The sequence below is a fragment of the Pseudoxanthomonas helianthi genome (genome assembly GCF_017939625.1).
Classification (GTDB): Bacteria; Pseudomonadota; Gammaproteobacteria; order Xanthomonadales; family Xanthomonadaceae; genus Pseudoxanthomonas_A; species Pseudoxanthomonas_A helianthi.
The window spans coordinates 325,199-342,824 of record NZ_JAGKTC010000003.1 but is presented as its reverse complement, the minus strand read 5'-3'; the positions used below and the strand labels follow the sequence as shown (position 1 = coordinate 342,824).

Genomic DNA, 17,626 nt, shown 5'->3' with positions numbered 1-17,626 from the left:
CGGAACCGGCAAGGCGCGTCGACTCGACCGGGGCGGAAACGCCCCGGTTTGTTTTGGGTGCATCGCCTGTCCGCCCAATCCCTGTTAACGTCGCCGGCGAGTCCGGCTTCATCCCTTTCCATTCCCGCGGGTTCCTCCATCCATGCTGCCCCTCGTCGCCCTCGTCGGCCGCCCCAACGTCGGCAAATCGACGCTGTTCAACGCGCTGACCCGCAGCCGCGACGCGCTGGTCCACGACCAGCCGGGCGTGACCCGCGACCGCAACTACGGCGTATGCCGACTGCGCGAGCCGCACTTCGTCGTCGTCGACACCGGCGGCATCGCCGGCGAAGAGGAAGGCCTGGCCGGCGCAACCGCCCGGCAGGCCCGCGCCGCGGCCGAGGAAGCCGACCTGGTACTGTTCATCGTCGATGGTCGCGAGGGCGCGTCCGGCCTGGACGACGACATCCTGCGCTGGCTGCGCAAGACCGCGCGGCCCACGCTGCTGGTGATCAACAAGATCGACGGCATCGACGAGAACGCGGCGCGCGCCGAGTTCGCCCGCTACGGCTTCAACGACGTGCTGGCCATTTCCGCGGCGCATCGCCAGGGCGTGGACGACCTGGTCGACGAAGTGCTGGAACGCCTGCCCGAGGAAGGCGAGGCGCCGATGCTCGACGACGATCCGTCGCGCATGCGCATCGCCTTCGTCGGCCGCCCCAACGTCGGCAAGTCGACCCTGGTCAATCGCGTGCTCGGCGAGGAGCGCATGATCGCCTCGGACGTGCCCGGCACCACACGTGATTCCATCGCCGTGGACATGGAACGCGACGGCCGCCAGTACCGGCTGGTCGACACCGCCGGCCTGCGGCGCAAGTCGCGCGTCGACGAGGCGGTGGAGAAGTTCTCCATCGTCAAGACGCTGCAGGCGATCGAGCAATGCCAGGTCGCGGTGCTGATGCTGGACGCGGGCGAGGGCGTCACCGACCAGGACGCCACCGTGCTCGGCGCGATCCTCGATGCCGGGCGCGCCTTCGTCGTGGCGATCAACAAGTGGGACGGCCTGACGACCTACCAGCGCGAGCAGGCCGAAGCCTTGCTGTCGCGCAAGCTCGGTTTCGTCGACTGGGCCGAGGCGGTGCGCATCTCGGCCAAGCACGGCTCCGGCCTGCGCGAACTGTTCCGCGCCATCCATCGCGCGCATGCCTCGGCCGCCCGGGAATTCGGCACCAGCGAACTGAACCGCGCGCTGGAAATCGCCTACGAAACCAACCCGCCGCCGAGCATCCGCGGCCACGTATCGAAGCTGCGCTTCGTGCACCCGGGCGGGACCAATCCGCCGACCTTCATCGTCCACGGCACCCGCCTGAAGGTGCTGCCGGATTCGTACACGCGCTACCTCGAGAACTTCTTCCGCAAGCGCTTCAAGCTGGTCGGCACGCCGGTGCGCTTCGTGTTCAAGGAAGGCGAGAACCCGTACGAAGGCAAGAAGAACGTGCTGAGCGAACGCCAGGTGGCGAAGAAGCGGCGGTTGATCCGCCACGTCAAACGCAACAAGTAGTTGCGCAGGCCGCGCGGTCCGGCGAGGAGAAACGCGCGATAATCGCCGCATGAGCATCCGCGAGATCGTCCCGGCAGAAGTCGCGGGCCTGTTGGCCCAAGGCGCGCTGTTCATCGATGTGCGCGAGGAACACGAACGTGCCGGTGGCATGGCCGAGGGAGCGCGTGGCGTGGCCAAGGCGACGCTTGAAGCCCAGCCCGCCGTCCATGTCGCAGACCGCAGCGCCACCGTGGTGCTGATCTGCCAGCGCGGCGCGCGTTCGATGCAGGCCGCGCAGGCGCTGCAAGCCGCCGGCTACACCGACATCGTCTCGGTCGTCGGCGGTACCAGTCGCTGGATCGAGGAAGGCCTGCCCGTGGTCCGGCCGCAGCTCGATGCCGACCAGCGCGACTTCCACGAACGTTATTCGCGCCACCTGCTGTTGCCGGAAGTCGGCGTCGAAGGGCAGCGCAGGCTGCAGGCTGCGCGGGTGCTGGTGATCGGCGCCGGCGGGCTGGGGTCGCCGGCGGCGTATTACCTGGCCGCGGCCGGCGTCGGCACCTTACGCATCGCCGACGACGACGTGGTCGACCGCAGCAACCTGCAGCGGCAGATCCTGCATACCGAAGCGCGGGTCGGCGAGCCCAAGGTCGCTTCGGCCGAGCAGGCGCTGCTTGCGCTCAACCCTCGCACGAAGATCGAAGCCGTCGCCGAGCGCGTGACCTCGGCCAATGTCGAACGCCTGTTGCAGGGCGTCGACGTGGTGGTCGACGGCGCCGACAACTTCCCGGCGCGCTACCTGCTCAACGACGCGTGCGTGAAGCTGGGCAAACCGCTGGTGTACGGCGCGGTGCAGCGCTTCGAGGGGCAGGCCAGCGTGTTCGACGCCGGCCGCCATCGCGGCGAAGCGCCGTGCTACCGCTGCCTGTTCCCCGAGCCGCCGCCGGCGGAATTCGCGCCGAACTGCGCGGAAGCCGGCGTGCTCGGCGTGCTGCCTGGCGTGATCGGCCTGTTGCAGGCGTCGGAGGCGATCAAGCTGTTGCTGGGCATCGGCGAACCGTTGACCGGACGCTTGCTGAACTTCGATGCTTTGTCGATGCGCTTCCGGGAAGTGCGCCTGAAGGCCGATCCGGATTGCGCGGTCTGCGCGCCGGGCAAGCCGTTCCCCGGATACATCGATTACGCCGCGTTCTGCGCCGGCTGAGGGCCGAGATGGTTCTCGTCCTGGGCCGATGCCCCTCCCTGTGGGAGCGACGTCAGTCGCGAATGTCGTAGCCACAAGATTCTCGTTGCGCGAACCGGATGCCGAAGCGATCGACGAGGGCGTTCGAGACCGGTGTGCTCATGCCTTCGGGATTCGCAGCTGACGTCGCTCCCGCGCCGGCTCTGCGAATGGCTTACCCTAGCCCTGTCTAGGGATGACGAGGTCAACGGATGTTGCGCGCACTGATCGCAGGTTCATTGGGTTGGTTCATCTGCACGATTGCCTCGCCTGCGCACGCTGCCGATCCCTGTCCGCTGCTGCGAACGCAGGTCGCGGCCAGCGACGTCGCGACCCGTATCGCCGCCTATGCGTGCAAGGAAAACCAGGACTGGTTCCGTCCGTTCATCGATGCGGACGGGCGCAGCGGCGGGCTGGGCGTGTACGAAGCCGAAAACGGCCTGTTGGCCGACGGCACCGCCGCCTGGCGCAAGGTCGCCCAGTACTGGATCGAAAGCGGCACCGGTGGCGGTGGCGAATGCGGCTATGCGGCTTCGTCGCCGTATCCATCGCCGGGATGCCGCAGTTTCGTCATCGACCGGCCGTGGTCGGCGGCCTTCGTGTCCTGGGTGATGCGCAAGGCGGGCCTGCCGGGTTTCCGCTATTCGGCCGGTCATATCGATTATGTGCGCCAGGCCTATCGCGACCCGGCATCGAGCCCGTACCTGGTGCAGGCGCCGCTGGGCGGCAAGCCGGCGCCGGGCGACTTGTTGTGCTACGTACGCATGGATTCCCGGATCTTCGGCTTCGGCCAGCTGGCGACCTTGCTGAGCATGCCCGATGCCAGCGGCCTGGCGATGCACTGCGACATCGTCGTCGCCGCCGATCCGAGCATGACCTGGCTGGTCGGCGGCAACGTGCAGAACACCGTGACCCTGCGCGCCCTGAAGCTGGATGCGCGCGGCTATCTGTCCGGTTTGCCGATGCGCACTCTGGCCGATCCGGTGTGCAGTCCCAACGCGCCGGCCAATTGCAATGCGAACCGGCAGGACTGGGCGGTATTGCTGAAGCTCAAGCCGCCCGCGGAGCTGGCGCGACTGCCGCAGCCGCCGCGGCCCATCGGCGCTCCGACGCCGCTGGCACCGACGCATTGTGCGGCCGTTGCGGGTGGCATGCAGGTATGTTCCAGCGGTGCATCCGCGCCGCAGCCCGTACCGGCCGATGAGACTCGCTGAAGATCGGACGCTTCAACGGACGACGTAGGGCGCCAGCAGTTCTTCCAGCCAGTCGATGTACACGTGCAGCAATCGCGACAACCGCCGCTGCGGTGGATACAGCACGGCGACGGGCAACGACGGCGCTTCGCAACCGGGCACGACGATCTCGACCAGCTCGCCGCCCTGCAGCAGCCCGGTCACGTCGTAGCGCGGCACCTGGATGAGGCCGAGGCCGGCCAGGCAACAGGCGATATAGGTCTCGGCACTGGTGACCGACACGTTTCCCTGCATCGACAGCGTGCGAGTGTGCCCGTCGCGCAGGTACTCCCAGTCCTCGCTCTTGCCGATGGCGACCCGGCCGAAGTGCACCACCGGCATGCGCGCCAGTTCGTCCAGCGTGTTGGGCATGCCATGGGCGGCGACCAGGGCAGGGCTGGCGCAGGTCGTTTGCGGCAAGCGGCCCAACGGCCGTTCCACCAGATCGAGCTCGCCCGTCTCGCCGACGCGCAGGACGCAGTCGATGCCTTCGTCCACCAGATTCGCGCGCTTGTCGGTGCTACCCAGCTCGATGGACGCCTGCGGATACCGTGCGAGAAAGCCCGGCAACGCCGGGGCGATCAGGGTGCGTCCCATCCGGGCCGGTACCTCGACCCGGAGCTGGCCGCCGGGCGCGAGTCCGCCGCGGAACAGGGACTCGGTTTCGGCCGCGTCGGCCAGCAGGCAACTGGCGCGTTCGTAAAGTTGTTCGCCTTCGCTGCTCAACCGCACGGACCGGGTGGTGCGCTGGAACAGGGGCACGCCCAGGTGCTGCTCCAGCTTCTGGACCGCCGCGGAAACGGACGAAGTCGCCATGCCCAGCGCATCGGCGGCGCGGGTGAAGCTGCCGGTTTCGGCCACCCGTTGGAACAAGGCCAGCGACTGCAGCAGGTCCATGGGCAATATTTCGATCTTTCCGAAAAGAATGTCCGGTATTGATGAGTTTATCCGATTCGGGCGGAGGCACAGACTCCCTTCCTCCCGAATCAACCGGAGTCGCATTCATGAGCAATCCCCACACGCTGCAGGACAAGGTCGCGGTCATCGCCGGTGGTGGCAAGAACCTCGGCGCATTGATCGGACGCCAGTTCGTCGAAGCCGGCGCGCGCGGCATCGCCATCCACTACAATAGCGACGCTTCGAAGGCCGATGCCGAAAAGACCGCGGCCGAGCTGCGCGGCCAGGGCGCCGACGTGACCCTGTTCCAGGGCGACCTGGCAGTGGTCGACAACAACGTGAAGCTGTTCGAACAGGCCAAGGCCCATTTCGGCCGGATAGACATCGCGATCAACACCGCGGGCGTGGTGATCAAGAAGCCGATCCTGGACGTGGACGAAGCCGACTACGACCGCAGTTTCGACGCCAACGCCAAGGCGGCGTTCTTCTTCCTGCAGCAGGCGGGCCGGACCCTGGCCGATGGCGGCAAGATCGTCACCCTGGTCAGTTCGCTGCTGGCCGCCTACACGCCGTTCTACGCGATCTATCCGGGCAGCAAGGCGGCCGTCGAGCATTTCACCCGGGCGGCGTCGAAGGAATTCGGCGCACGGGGCATTTCGGTCAATGCCATCGGCCCGGGCCCGATGGACACGCCGTTCTTCTACGGGCAGGAGCAGCCGGAAGCGGTGGCCTACCACAAGTCCGCGGCCGCGCTGAGTCCCTTCAGCAAGACCGGCCTGACCGACATCGAGGACATCGCGCCGATCGTCAGATTCCTGGTCACCGAAGGCTGGTGGATCACCGGGCAAACCATCTTCGCCAACGGCGGCTACACCACGCGTTGATGCATGCGGTAGCGGGGGCGAAGTGGGCAATCCCGACGCTTGAGGTTACGCTGGCGCGTCTTCCGATGATGGCGTCAGGGGAGGGTGGATGCGCACTGTCTTGTTGATCGTGGCCGGTTCGGCATTGGCCTGGCTGGCGATTTGGCTGGGCGCGCCGGCGCGGCGAAAACTCGCGGCAGGGTTGTTCGCCGCCGCCTGGCTGGGCGTGGTCGGCTGGAATTTGCGCACGGGCCTTTCGCACGGTTATTCGCTGGGCGAGGAGTTGCCGATCCAGGCCTTGATCTATCTCGTGCCGGTGGCGATCGCCGCCGTGCTGTCCTGGCGCGGCAAGCGATGAGCACGGGTTCGCGATCGCTGCTGCGCACGCGCGGCGGGCACGACAGCGGCCGGGTCGGCATGGTCGAGCTGTTCTTCGATCTGGTGTTCGTGTTCGCGGTCACCCAGCTGTCCCACAGCCTGCTGGCGCACCTCGACGCCGCCGGCGCCTTGCGAACCGGTTTCCTGCTGCTGGCGGTGTGGTGGGTGTGGATCTACACCTCGTGGGTCACCAACTGGCTGGACCCGGAAAAGATCCCGGTGCGGTTGATGCTGTTCGCATTGATGCTGGCGGGACTGGTGCTGTCGGCGTCGATTCCCAAGGCATTCGCGCAGCAGGGCGCCGCGTTCGCGCTGGCCTACGCGGCGATGCAGGTCGGGCGCACGGCGTTCATGCTGTGGGCGGCGCGTGGCGAGCCGGTGTTGCGCAACAACTTCCAGCGCATCCTGATCTGGCTGGCGATCTCCGCGGTGCTGTGGATCGCGGGCGGATTTTCCGAAGGCGATGCGCGCTGGGCTTTCTGGGTACCGGCTATGGCGCTGGAGATCGTTTCGCCGATGCTCTACTTCTGGGTGCCGGGGCTGGGCCGCTCCAGCACCGCCGACTGGAACGTGGATGGCAGCCACCTGTCCGAACGCTGTGCGCTGTTCGTGATCATCGCCCTGGGCGAATCGCTGCTGGTGACCGGGGCGACCTTCGCCGGGGTGGAGACGCTGGGTACGTCGCAGGCATTGGCATTCGCATCCGCGTTCGTCGGCAGCGTGGCGATGTGGTGGATCTATTTCGACACCGGGGCCGAGCGCGCCCACCACCGCATCGTCCATTCGAACGATCCGGGTCGCCAGGCACGCAGCGCGTATACCTATTTCCACGTGCCGATCGTCGCCGGCATCATCGTCTGCGCGGTCTCCGACGAACTGGTGCTGGTGCATCCGGACCATGCCGACGACGTCGGCATCGCGGTGATCCTGGCCGGCCCGGCGCTGTACCTGGTCGGCACTGCACTGTTCAAGTGGGTCACCAACGACCGCATCATCCCGCCGCTGTCGCACCTGGCCGGACTGGCATTGCTGGCCGCGCTCGCATGGCCGGCATTCGCGCATGCGTTCAGCGCCTTGCAACTGGGCCTGCTAACCACCGCGGTGATGGTGCTGGTGGCGACGTGGGAAACGCTGGCGCTGCGGCGGCCGGCCAAGGCGCGCTGAAGCACTCTGGGAGCGGCCACCGCTGCGATGCTTTTCTGGCCGGGCCGCAAATCGCGTCCATGGCCGCTCCCACAACATCGCATTGTTCGGGGAGAATATGCATCTTCCCGCACCGAATTGCCCGATGACCGCCCGCATCCTCGATGGCCGCCGCATTGCCGAAGACCTGCTCGACCACCTGAAGGACCGGGTCGATGCGCGGCTGGCCGCGGGACATTCGCGGCCCGGACTGGCGGTGGTACTGGTCGGCGGCGACCCGGCCAGCGCGGTGTACGTGCGCAACAAGCGCCGCGCGGCGGAGAAGGTCGGCATCCAGGCCCACGACTTCGACCTGCCCGAAGGTACGTCGGAAGCCGAATTGCTGGCCCTGATCGACCGACTCAACGCCGATCCCGAAATCCACGGCATCCTCGTGCAGCTGCCGCTGCCGGGCATCCCCGACGCCAGCCGACTGATCCACCGCATCGATCCGCGCAAGGACGTGGACGGCTTCCACCCGGAGAACGTCGGCCACCTGGCCTTGCGCCAGTTCGGCCTGCGCCCGTGCACGCCGCGCGGCATCACCACGCTGCTGGCCTATACCGACCAGCCGGTGCGCGGCCGCAACGCCACCATCGTCGGCGTGTCCAACCACGTCGGCCGGCCGATGGCGCTGGAGCTGCTGATCGCCGGCTGCACGGTCACCAGCTGCCACAAGTTCACTCCCGCCGAAGTACTGGAAGCGCGGGTCCGCGATGCAGACATCCTGGTGGTCGCGGTGGGCCGGCCGGGCATCGTGCCGGGCGAATGGGTCAAGCCGGGCGCCGTGGTCATCGACGTGGGCATCAACCGGCTGGACGACGGCCGCCTGGTCGGCGACGTGGGTTACCAGGCCGCTGCCGAACGCGCCAGCTGGATCACCCCCGTGCCGGGCGGGGTGGGGCCGATGACCGTGGCCACGCTGATGCAGAACACCATCGAGGCGGCCGAGGCCTCCGGCGCCTGAGTCCGGCACGCAGCGTTCCGTCGCCGGCAGGCGGCAAACCGGGGCCGTTTGGCGCTACAATTACGTGCTTCCCCAACTCCCCCGGGACCGCCGATGCTACGCATCCAGGCTGAAGCACTGACCTACGACGACGTTTCGCTCGTCCCCGCCCATTCCACCGTCCTGCCCAAGGACGTCAGCCTGGAAACCCGGCTGACCCGCGACCTGCGCCTGAAGCTGCCGATCGTGTCGGCGGCCATGGACACGGTCACCGAAGCGCGCCTCGCCATCGCCATGGCCCAGCTGGGCGGCATCGGCATCATCCACAAGAACCTGACCATCGAACAGCAGGCCGCCGAAGTGGCCAAGGTCAAGAAGTTCGAGGCCGGCGTGATCAAGGACCCGTTCACCGTCGGGCCCGATACCACCATCGGCGACGTGCTCAAGCTGACCCGCGCGCGCAACATCTCCGGCGTGCCGGTGGTGGATGGCGGCCAGTTGGTCGGCATCGTCACCAGCCGCGACATGCGCTTCGAAAAGAAGCTCGACGATCCGGTCCGCCACATCATGACCAAGAAGGATCGGCTGGTCACCGTGCGCGAAGGCGCGAGCGACGGTGAAGTGCTCGACCTGCTGCACAAGCACCGCATCGAGAAGGTGCTGGTGGTCAACGACGGCTTCGAGCTGCGCGGCCTGATCACGGTCAAGGACATCCAGAAGAAGACCGACAACCCCAACGCCGCCAAGGACGCCACCAGCCGCCTGCTGGTCGGCGCCGCGGTCGGCGTCGGCGGCGACACGGACCAGCGCGTCGAAGCGCTGGTCGCGGCGGGCGTGGACGTGGTCATCGTCGATACCGCACACGGCCACTCGCAGGGCGTGATCGACCGCGTGGCCTGGGTGAAGAAGACCTTCCCGAGCCTGCAGGTGATCGGCGGCAACATTGTCACCGGCGAGGCAGCACTGGCGTTGATGGACGCCGGCGCGGACGCGGTCAAGGTCGGCGTCGGTCCCGGTTCGATCTGCACCACCCGCATGGTCGCCGGCGTCGGCGTGCCGCAGGTCACCGCCGTGGACATGGTCGCGGAGGCGCTGCAGGACCGCATTCCGCTGATCGCCGATGGCGGCATTCGCTATTCCGGCGATCTGGGCAAGGCGATTGCGGCGGGCGCGTCGACGGTGATGATCGGCGGCCTGTTCGCCGGCACCGAGGAGGCGCCGGGCGAAGTCGAGCTGTTCCAGGGCCGCAGCTACAAGAGCTACCGCGGCATGGGTTCGCTGGGCGCGATGGAGAAGGGGTCCAAGGACCGTTATTTCCAGGACGCGAGCGACGCCGACAAGCTGGTGCCGGAAGGCATCGAAGGCCGCGTGCCGTATCGCGGTTCGGTCGGCAGCATCCTGCACCAGCTGGTCGGCGGCCTGCGCGCGACCATGGGCTACGTGGGCTGCGCGACCATCGAGGAAATGCGCAAGAAACCGCAGTTCGTGGTCATCACCGGCGCGGGCCAGCGCGAGAGCCACGTGCACGACGTGCAGATCACCAAGGAACCGCCCAACTACCGCATGAGTTGAGGCAGGACAGGAGAGGGAGGCGCACGGCGCGTCCCTCTCTTCGTATCAGGCATCCAGAATTCCATTCGCAAACGCATCACTCCATGACCGACCTGCACAGCGACAAGATCCTCATCCTCGACTTCGGCGCGCAGTACACCCAGCTGATCGCGCGGCGCATCCGCGAGATCGGCGTCTACTGCGAAATCTGGGCCTGGGACCACGATCCGGCCGAGATCGCGAAGTTCGGCGCCAAGGGCATCATCCTGTCGGGCGGCCCGGAATCGACCACGGAGCAGGGCGCGCCGGCCGCGCCGCAACAAGTGTTCGACAGCGGCCTGCCGCTGCTGGGCATCTGCTACGGCATGCAGACCCTGGCCGCGCAATTGGGTGGTGCAACCGAAGCGGCCGACGCACGCGAATTCGGCCACGCCCAGGTGGAGATCGTCGTGGCGGATGCACTGCTCAAGGGTCTGAGCGACCACGGCGGCAAACCGGCCATCGACGTATGGATGAGCCATGGCGACCACGTCGCCAAGGCGCCGCCGGGCTTCACCGTCACGGCCGTCACCGACCGGATCCCGGTCGCGGCGATGAGCAACGAAGCCAAGCGATGGTACGGCGTGCAGTTCCATCCGGAAGTCACCCACACCAAGCAGGGCCAGGAACTGCTGCGTCGCTTCGTCGTCGACATCTGCGGCTGCCAGACGCTGTGGACTTCGGCCAATATCATCGAAGACCAGATCGCCCGCGTGCGCGAGCAGGTGGGTTCCGACGAAGTGATCCTCGGCCTGTCCGGCGGCGTCGATTCCTCGGTGGTCGCCGCTTTGCTGCACAAGGCGATCGGCGACCAGCTGACCTGCGTGTTCGTCGACACCGGCCTGCTGCGCTGGCAGGAAGGCGACCAGGTGATGGCCACGATGGCCGAGCACATGGGCGTGAAGGTCGTTCGCGTTAACGCCGCCGAGCGCTATTTCAGCGCGCTGAAGGGCGTCGACGACCCGGAAGCCAAGCGCAAGATCATAGGCAACCTGTTCGTCGAGATATTCGACGAAGAATCGAACAAACTGAAGAACGCCAAGTGGCTGGCGCAGGGCACGATCTATCCGGACGTGATCGAGTCGGCCGGCAGCAAGACCGGCAAGGCCCACGTCATCAAGAGCCACCACAACGTCGGCGGCCTGCCCGAAGACATGAAGCTCAAGCTGGTCGAGCCGCTGCGCGAACTGTTCAAGGACGAAGTGCGCCGCCTCGGCGTCGAACTCGGCTTGCCGCGCGAAATGGTCTACCGCCATCCGTTCCCCGGCCCGGGCCTGGGTGTGCGCATCCTCGGCGAAGTGAAGGCCGAATACGCCGAACTGCTGGCCAAGGCCGACGCGATCTTCATCGACGAACTGCGCAAGTCCGGCTGGTACGACAAGACTTCGCAGGCGTTCGCGGTGTTCCTGCCGGTGAAGTCGGTCGGCGTGGTCGGCGACGCCCGCGCCTACGAATGGGTGATCGCGCTGCGCGCGGTCGAGACCATCGATTTCATGACCGCGCACTGGGCGCACCTGCCGTACGAACTGCTCGGCACCGTGTCCAACCGCATCATCAACGAACTGCGCGGCGTCTCGCGCGTGGTGTACGACGTCTCCGGCAAACCGCCGGCGACGATCGAGTGGGAATAAGCCACAGATCGTTCCGACATGTCCTTGATCGCGAGTGGACAGGAAATGCGCATCGCCCCGGTTGCCGAAGCCGATCGCGATGCGCTCGCCAGTCTGTTGATCGAAACGGTCGCGGCGAACGGCTCGGTCGGCTTCATGCATCCGCTGCCCTTGGCCGAGGCCCAGGCATTCTGGTCGCAGGCGCTGGCTTCCGCGGCACGCGGCGAACGCGTCGTCCTCGGGGCCTGGCTGGGTGATGTGCTGGTCGGTACCGGCACGGTGGTGTTGGCCATGGCGCCCAGCCAGCCGCATCGCGCCGAGCTGACCAAGGTGATGACCGCGCCGTCGGCGCGTGGCACCGGCATCGGCGCGGCGTTGGTCGCCGCACTGGAACAGGCCGTGCGCGACGCGGGCAAATCGCTGCTGACGCTGGATGCCGCGGTGATCGAAGGCGCGACCGCCTTCTATCGTCGCCTTGGCTACCACGGCGTGGGGGACATTCCGGCTTACGCGTACAAGCCGCTCGGCGGGCTGGGCGCGACGCGCCTGTTCTGGAAATCGCTAGATGCCCGCGAAATCACCACGACTTCGACAGCGGACCACGCAGCCGACGAACAATGGATGCAACGCGCACTGGCGCTGGCCGATCGTGCCGAACGCGAAGACGATGAGATCCCGGTCGGCGCCTTGCTGGTCTCGGCCGAAGGGGAAGTGCTGGGCGAGGGCTGGAACCGCAACATCGGCGACCACGACCCCAGTGCGCATGCCGAGATCGTCGCGATGCGCGAAGCCGGCAAGCGGCTCGGCAACCACCGCCTGGTCGGCAGCACGCTGTACGTGACGCTGGAACCGTGTGCGATGTGCGCGATGGCGATGGTGCATGCGCGGATCGCACGCGTGGTGTTCGCCGCCAGCGACCCGAAGACCGGTGCCGCCGGCAGCGTGTTCGACCTGCTGGCCGATCCGCGCCACAACCATCGCGTCGAAGTGCGTGGCGGCGTGCTGGCTGAAGAAGCCAGCCGGCGTCTTACCAACTATTTCCGCGCCAAACGCGGCAGACCGCTGCTGTAGGAGCGTCCTTCAGGGCGCGACTGCGAGAAAACGGGACTACGCGGAGTTTTCCGCGATCACGAGGGTTCCGGTCGCGCCCTGAAGGGCGCTCCTACAATTGGCCGCGCTTGCGGCGCGCACGCGCGTGGGCCTGGTCCATTTCCTCGTTGACCGCGGCCACCGCCAGTGCCGACTCGCGCGACAGCAGCAGGCTGGCCCCGAACAGGCACAGCACGCCGAGTACGGCGGAAACCGTCGGCAACACGTCCAGCCGGTATTGCAGGAAGGCGTCGACGGCGACGAACAGGCTGGTGGCGACGAAGCAGCTGATCGCGCCATACAGCAGGCGCCCGGCCTGCATGATGCGCATGCTGCGCTTGCGCTGCACGCTGATGCTCTGTTCGAGGGCAGCCAGGTACTCCGCGTCGTGCGGTTGTTCGATCTCGCGGATCAGCGTGCGCAGGCGGTCGACCACGCGGGCGAGCCGGTTGTTCGCCGACAGGATCAACGACGCGGTCGCGGTCAGGAAGAAGGCGGGCGCGAGCATCGCGGTGAGGATGCTGTAATGGCTGGCGTCGGCGGGCATCGCGGTTCCGGAAGCGTTTTCGGCAGGGATATCGGCGGGTCTGGGCTATCATAAGGCCATGACAGACAGCCATCGCAGCGACCGCCTGATCTGGATCGACCTGGAAATGACCGGGCTGGACACCACCCGCGATTCGATCATCGAGATCGCCACGGTGGTCACCGATTCGTCCCTGAACGTGCTGGCCGAAGGGCCGGAGTTCGCGATCTCCCATCCATTGTCGGCGCTGGAAGCGATGGACAACTGGAACCAGAACCAGCATCGTCGTTCGGGCCTGTGGCAGCGCGTGCTGGACAGCCAGGTCGGCCTGGCCGAGGCCGAGGCGCGCACGGTCGCCTTCCTGGCCGAATGGGTGCCGGCCAACGCCTCGCCGATGTGCGGCAATTCGATCTGCCAGGACCGGCGTTTCCTGCACCGGCTGATGCCGCGCCTGGAGAAGTATTTCCACTATCGCAACCTCGACGTCAGCACGTTGAAGGAACTGGCACGGCGCTGGGCGCCGCAGGTGCTGGCGGGAGTCAACAAGGAATCCAAGCACACTGCGCTCAGCGACGTGCACGATTCGATCGAGGAATTGCGGCATTACCGCAAGCATCTAGCCGAACTGGCGGAGTAGGGCGTGATCGCGCATCGGCTGGGCGGCAGCTGCGCTTGCGGTGCGGTCGCGGTGGAAGTCGGATTGGGTCGCGAGTTGGCCGCTTATTCGCCGCGTGCCTGCGATTGCGATTTCTGCTGCAAGCGAGGCGCGGCCTGGCTATCCGACTCCGCAGGTTTCCTGCGCCTGCGGACGAATGCCGGCCAGGACTTGAAGCGCGAACGGCAGGGGTCGGAGCAAGCGGAGTTCCTTTCCTGCGCCGCGTGCGGCACGCTGCTGGCCGTGCGCTGGCGCGATGACGATGGCCACGCTTACGGTGCGGTCAATGCACGGGTCCTGGCGCGCCACGATGAATTCGCGAGCGAGCAGGGCGCATCGCCGAAACTGCTGGAAGCCGCGGAAAAAACCGCTCGCTGGAAGGTATTGTGGTTCGCCGACGTAGAAGTGGCGACCGGCTGAGAAAAGCCGCCGGTCTCAGGGCTTCGCGTCGCCGTCGTCCGCCACCGATTTGTACACGATGTCGGACAGCGGGGTCCCGTCGGCATTGTGGTGATAGACGTGCAGGTCGCGCTGCGGGTAGGGAATGTTCAGGCCATGGCCGATGATCTCGGTACGCACCGCTTCGGTCAGGTCGCTCTTCACGCTTCCGAAATCCGTGGTCGCGACCCAGGCGAACAGGGTCAGGTTGACGCTGCTTTCCGCCAATTGGGTGACCTGCACGAAGGGTTCCGGCTGTTTCAGCACGCGCGGATTGTCCGTGGCGATCTTCAGCAGGATCGTCCGCGCCTGCTTGAGGTCGTCGTCGTAACCGACGCCCACCGCGATGTCGATGCGGCGCTGCGGCTTGGCGGTGAAATTGATGATCGGCGCGGTGGTGACCATGCTGTTCGGCAGCACGATCACCCGGTTGTCGAAGGTGCGCAAACGGGTCTGGAAGATGCGCACTTCCTCGACCGTGCCCTCCTGGCCGGCGGCGAGCACGTGGTCGCCGTCGCGGAACGGACGCAGCACGATCAGCATCACGCCGGAGGCGATGTTCGACAGCGAATCCTTCAGGGCCAGGCCGACGGCGAGGCCGGCCGCGCCGACCACCGCCAGCACCGAGGTCGTCGGCACGCCGATCTTCTGCAGCGCGGCGACGAACACCACCACCATCATCGCCGCGTAGGCGACATTGCGCAGGAATCCGGCCAGCGTGTGTTCCACATGGCCGCGGGTCAGGGCGCGGTAGACCATGCGGCTGATCCATTTGGCCAGCCAGTAACCGAGCAGGACGATGATCGCCGCGATCGCCCAGTTGGCCAGCACGGACGACCAGTGCATCTCGCTCCAATCGAACAGCGGGCCGGCCGCCTCCGCGGGCTTGCCGGCCGGCGCCAGTATCGACGCCAGGATCTCTTTCCAGCCGTCTTCGCTGGCGAACCGCTTCAGACCTTCCACGCCACCTCCGGATCCATCAACAGGAAGCCCCGCACAGGCGGGGCTTCCGATGCCTTGCCGACAGTCTAGCAACGGCAAGATGAGCGTGGCCTGTTTCCGGCCGGTCAGCCTGCCTTGAGCTTGGCCAGCCGCAACCAGGTATCGACCACGGTGTCCGGGTTCAGCGACACCGATTCGATGCCCTGCTGATACAGCCATTCGGCGAGGTCGGGATGGTCGCTGGGCCCCTGGCCGCAGATGCCGACGTACTTGCCTTTTTTCTTCGCGGCCGCGATGGCCATCGACAGCATCTTCTTCACCGCCGGATTGCGCTCGTCGAACAGGTTGGCGACGATGCTCGAATCGCGGTCCAGTCCCAGGGTGAGCTGGGTCATGTCGTTGGAACCGATCGAGAAGCCATCGAAGATGTCGAGGAACTCCTCGGCCAGCAGCGCGTTCGAAGGCACCTCGCACATCATGATGACCTTCAGGCCGTTCTCGCCCTGCTTCAGGCCATGGCGCGCCAGCACTTCGACGACTTTGCGGCCTTCCTCCAGCGTACGCACGAACGGGATCATCACCCACAGGTTGTCCAGGCCCATGCTTTCGCGTACCAGCTTGACCGCCTGGCATTCCAGCGCGAACGCCGGCTCGAACGACGGGTCGACGTAGCGGCTGGCGCCGCGGAAGCCGATCATCGGGTTTTCTTCGTGCGGTTCGTAGCGGGTGCCGCCGATCAGGTTGGCGTATTCGTTCGACTTGAAGTCGGACAGGCGCACGATCACCGGGTTCGGCGCGACCGACGCGGTGATGGTGGCGATGCCTTCCTTCAGGCGTTCGACGTAGAACTCGACCGGCGAAGCGTAGCCGGCGATCTTGGCGTCGATCTTCCGGCGGGTGTCGGCGTCCTGGCGGTCGTATTCCAGCAAGGCGAGCGGATGCACGCCGATGTGGCTGGCGATGATCATTTCCAGCCGGGCCAAGCCGATGCCGGCGTTGGGCAGCTGGCCGAAATCGAACGCGCGCTCCGGGTTGGCCACGTTCATCATGATCTTCAGCGGCGCCGGCGGCATGTTGCCCAGGTCGGTCGTCGTGCGCTCGAAGGGCAGGGCGCCGGCATAGATGTAGCCGGTGTCGCCTTCGGCGCAGCTGACCGTCACTTCGGCGCCGTCCTCGATGCGGTCCAGCGCGTCGCCGGTGCCGACCACTGCCGGCACGCCCAGCTCGCGGGCGATGATTGCGGCGTGGCAGGTGCGGCCGCCGCGGTTGGTGACGATGGCCGAGGCCCGCTTCATCACCGGTTCCCAGTCCGGGTCGGTCATGTCGGCGACCAGCACGTCGCCGGGTTGCACGCGGCTCATGTCGTCGAGCGAACGCACGACGCGGGCGATGCCGCTGCCGATCTTCTGGCCGATGGCGCGGCCCTCGGCGATCACGTCGCCGCGCTTCTCCAGCGCGTAGCGTTCGATCTGGGTCACGTGCGCGCGCGACTTCACCGTCTCCGGGCGCGCCTGCACGATGAACAGCTTGCCGCTGACGCCGTCCTTCGCCCATTCGATGTCCATGGGCCGGCCGTAGTGCTTTTCGATGGTCAGCGCCTGCGTCGACAACGCCTGCACGTCCTCGTCGGAAATCGAGAACTTGCCGCGCAACTCGGCCGGCGTGTCCTCGGTCCGCACGCGTTCGCCGGGCACGCTGGAATAGACCATGCGGATCGCCTTGGCGCCGAGCGTGCGGCGCAGGATCGCCGGCTTGCCCGCCTGCAGCGTGGGCTTGTACACGTAGAACTCGTCCGGGTTGACCGCGCCTTGCACGACCATTTCGCCCAGGCCGTAGGACGAGGTGACGAAGACCACGTCGCGGAAGCCGGATTCGGTGTCCAGGGTGAACAGCACGCCCGACGCACCGACGTCCGAACGCACCATCAGCTGCACGCCGGCCGAGAGGAACACGTCCTCGTGCTTGAAGCCATGGTGCACGCGGTAGGCGATGGCCCGGTCGTTGTACAGCGAAGCGAACACTTCCTTGACCTTGTGCACCACGTCGTCGGCGCCGGTCACGTTGAGGAAGGTTTCCTGCTGGCCTGCGAACGAGGCGTCGGGCAGGTCTTCGGCAGTGGCCGAGGAACGCACGGCCACGGCCACGTCGCCGCCCCCGTTCTCGGCGCACAGCTTGGCGTAGGCGCTGCGGATGTCCTGGTCCAGGTCCGGCTGCAACGGCGCGTCGATCACCCAGCCGCGGATTTCCTTGCCGGCCGCGGTCAGCGCCGGCACGTCTTCCACGTCCAGCGTGGCCAACTTGTCGTAGATGCGCTGGTGCAGGTCGTTGTGCGCGATGAAAGCTTTGAACGCCTCGGCGGTGGTCGCGTAGCCCCCGGGCACCGAGACGCCCAGGCCGGACAACTGGCCGATCATTTCGCCGAGCGAGGAATTCTTGCCGCCGACCCGGGCCAGGTCGGCCAGGCGGAGCTCATGCAGCCACAGGACGTTCGGGTGGGGGCTGGTCTGGTTCAAGCGCGATACTCCGAGACCGGCGCA

The 17,626-nt window shown here is 66.9% G+C and carries 16 protein-coding genes and 1 pseudogene; 13 read left to right on the top strand and 4 right to left on the bottom strand.

Features of this window, described 5'->3' with window-relative positions:
- Positions 1 to 142: 142 nt before the first annotated feature.
- From der to J5837_RS13360, 3 genes are all read left to right on the top strand, one after another.
- Positions 143 to 1,540 (top strand): ribosome biogenesis GTPase Der, encoded by a 1,398-nt coding sequence (der, locus tag J5837_RS13370; RefSeq protein WP_210537262.1) that lies wholly within the window; start codon positions 143 to 145, stop codon positions 1,538 to 1,540.
- 49 nt (positions 1,541 to 1,589) lie between these two features.
- On the top strand, positions 1,590 to 2,723 hold the full coding sequence (gene moeB, locus J5837_RS13365) for a molybdopterin-synthase adenylyltransferase MoeB (protein ID WP_210537261.1): 1,134 nt from the start codon (positions 1,590 to 1,592) through the stop codon (positions 2,721 to 2,723).
- Positions 2,724 to 2,953: 230 nt separating this feature from the next.
- Entirely contained in the window at positions 2,954 to 3,955 is a 1,002-nt protein-coding gene (locus tag J5837_RS13360) for a DUF2272 domain-containing protein (protein ID WP_210537260.1), read from the top strand.
- Between the two features lie 12 nt (positions 3,956 to 3,967).
- Here J5837_RS13360 and J5837_RS13355 read toward each other — a convergent pair whose 3' ends face one another.
- Entirely contained in the window at positions 3,968 to 4,870 is a 903-nt protein-coding gene (locus tag J5837_RS13355; RefSeq protein ID WP_210537259.1) for a LysR family transcriptional regulator, read from the bottom strand.
- Between the two features lie 107 nt (positions 4,871 to 4,977).
- Between J5837_RS13355 and J5837_RS13350 the strand changes: the two genes are divergently transcribed.
- The 8 genes and pseudogenes from J5837_RS13350 to tadA all read left to right on the top strand — a co-directional run bounded on the left by J5837_RS13350 (position 4,978) and on the right by tadA (position 12,510).
- The gene (locus J5837_RS13350; RefSeq protein WP_210537258.1) at positions 4,978 to 5,754 is read left to right on the top strand and encodes an SDR family oxidoreductase; all 777 of its coding nucleotides are present in this window, start codon (positions 4,978 to 4,980) and stop codon (positions 5,752 to 5,754) included.
- Positions 5,755 to 5,842: 88 nt separating this feature from the next.
- On the top strand, positions 5,843 to 6,091 hold the full coding sequence (locus tag J5837_RS13345; RefSeq protein ID WP_210537257.1) for a hypothetical protein: 249 nt from the start codon (positions 5,843 to 5,845) through the stop codon (positions 6,089 to 6,091).
- Positions 6,088 to 7,275, top strand: a complete 1,188-nt coding sequence (locus J5837_RS13340) for a low temperature requirement protein A (protein ID WP_210537256.1) — start codon at positions 6,088 to 6,090, stop codon at positions 7,273 to 7,275. Before J5837_RS13345 ends, J5837_RS13340 begins: the two co-directional genes overlap by 4 nt.
- A gap of 97 nt (positions 7,276 to 7,372) precedes the next feature.
- The gene (gene folD, locus J5837_RS13335) at positions 7,373 to 8,260 is read left to right on the top strand and encodes a bifunctional methylenetetrahydrofolate dehydrogenase/methenyltetrahydrofolate cyclohydrolase FolD (RefSeq protein ID WP_425504846.1); all 888 of its coding nucleotides are present in this window, start codon (positions 7,373 to 7,375) and stop codon (positions 8,258 to 8,260) included.
- A 93-nt stretch (positions 8,261 to 8,353) separates the two neighbouring features.
- A complete protein-coding gene (guaB, locus tag J5837_RS13330) occupies positions 8,354 to 9,811 on the top strand; it encodes an IMP dehydrogenase (protein WP_210537254.1) in 1,458 nt (485 codons plus the stop codon).
- An 83-nt stretch (positions 9,812 to 9,894) separates the two neighbouring features.
- Positions 9,895 to 11,460, top strand: a complete 1,566-nt coding sequence (guaA, locus tag J5837_RS13325) for a glutamine-hydrolyzing GMP synthase (RefSeq protein ID WP_210537253.1) — start codon at positions 9,895 to 9,897, stop codon at positions 11,458 to 11,460.
- Positions 11,461 to 11,478: 18 nt separating this feature from the next.
- Positions 11,479 to 11,922 (top strand): annotated as a pseudogene (locus J5837_RS16450) (GNAT family N-acetyltransferase); the annotation flags it as partial.
- 138 nt (positions 11,923 to 12,060) lie between these two features.
- The gene (tadA, locus tag J5837_RS16445; RefSeq protein WP_244755988.1) at positions 12,061 to 12,510 is read left to right on the top strand and encodes a tRNA adenosine(34) deaminase TadA; all 450 of its coding nucleotides are present in this window, start codon (positions 12,061 to 12,063) and stop codon (positions 12,508 to 12,510) included.
- Positions 12,511 to 12,601: 91 nt separating this feature from the next.
- Here tadA and J5837_RS13315 read toward each other — a convergent pair whose 3' ends face one another.
- Positions 12,602 to 13,075 (bottom strand): DUF2721 domain-containing protein, encoded by a 474-nt coding sequence (locus J5837_RS13315; protein ID WP_210537251.1) that lies wholly within the window; start codon positions 13,073 to 13,075, stop codon positions 12,602 to 12,604.
- A 58-nt stretch (positions 13,076 to 13,133) separates the two neighbouring features.
- On the opposite strand from J5837_RS13315, the gene orn reads away from it, so the two are divergent.
- Together orn and J5837_RS13305 are read left to right on the top strand one after the other, a co-directional pair.
- Positions 13,134 to 13,691: an oligoribonuclease gene (orn, locus tag J5837_RS13310; protein ID WP_210537250.1), complete on the top strand. Its 558-nt coding sequence runs from the start codon at positions 13,134 to 13,136 to the stop codon at positions 13,689 to 13,691.
- A 3-nt stretch (positions 13,692 to 13,694) separates the two neighbouring features.
- The gene (locus tag J5837_RS13305) at positions 13,695 to 14,129 is read left to right on the top strand and encodes a GFA family protein (RefSeq protein ID WP_210537249.1); all 435 of its coding nucleotides are present in this window, start codon (positions 13,695 to 13,697) and stop codon (positions 14,127 to 14,129) included.
- 15 nt (positions 14,130 to 14,144) lie between these two features.
- On the opposite strand, the gene J5837_RS13300 is transcribed toward J5837_RS13305, so the two are convergent.
- Positions 14,145 to 15,101, bottom strand: coding sequence for a mechanosensitive ion channel family protein (locus tag J5837_RS13300; RefSeq protein WP_244755987.1), 957 nt, complete (start codon positions 15,099 to 15,101; stop codon positions 14,145 to 14,147).
- A 113-nt stretch (positions 15,102 to 15,214) separates the two neighbouring features.
- Positions 15,215 to 17,602 (bottom strand): phosphoenolpyruvate synthase, encoded by a 2,388-nt coding sequence (gene ppsA, locus J5837_RS13295; protein WP_210537248.1) that lies wholly within the window; start codon positions 17,600 to 17,602, stop codon positions 15,215 to 15,217.
- Positions 17,603 to 17,626 lie beyond the last annotated feature (24 nt).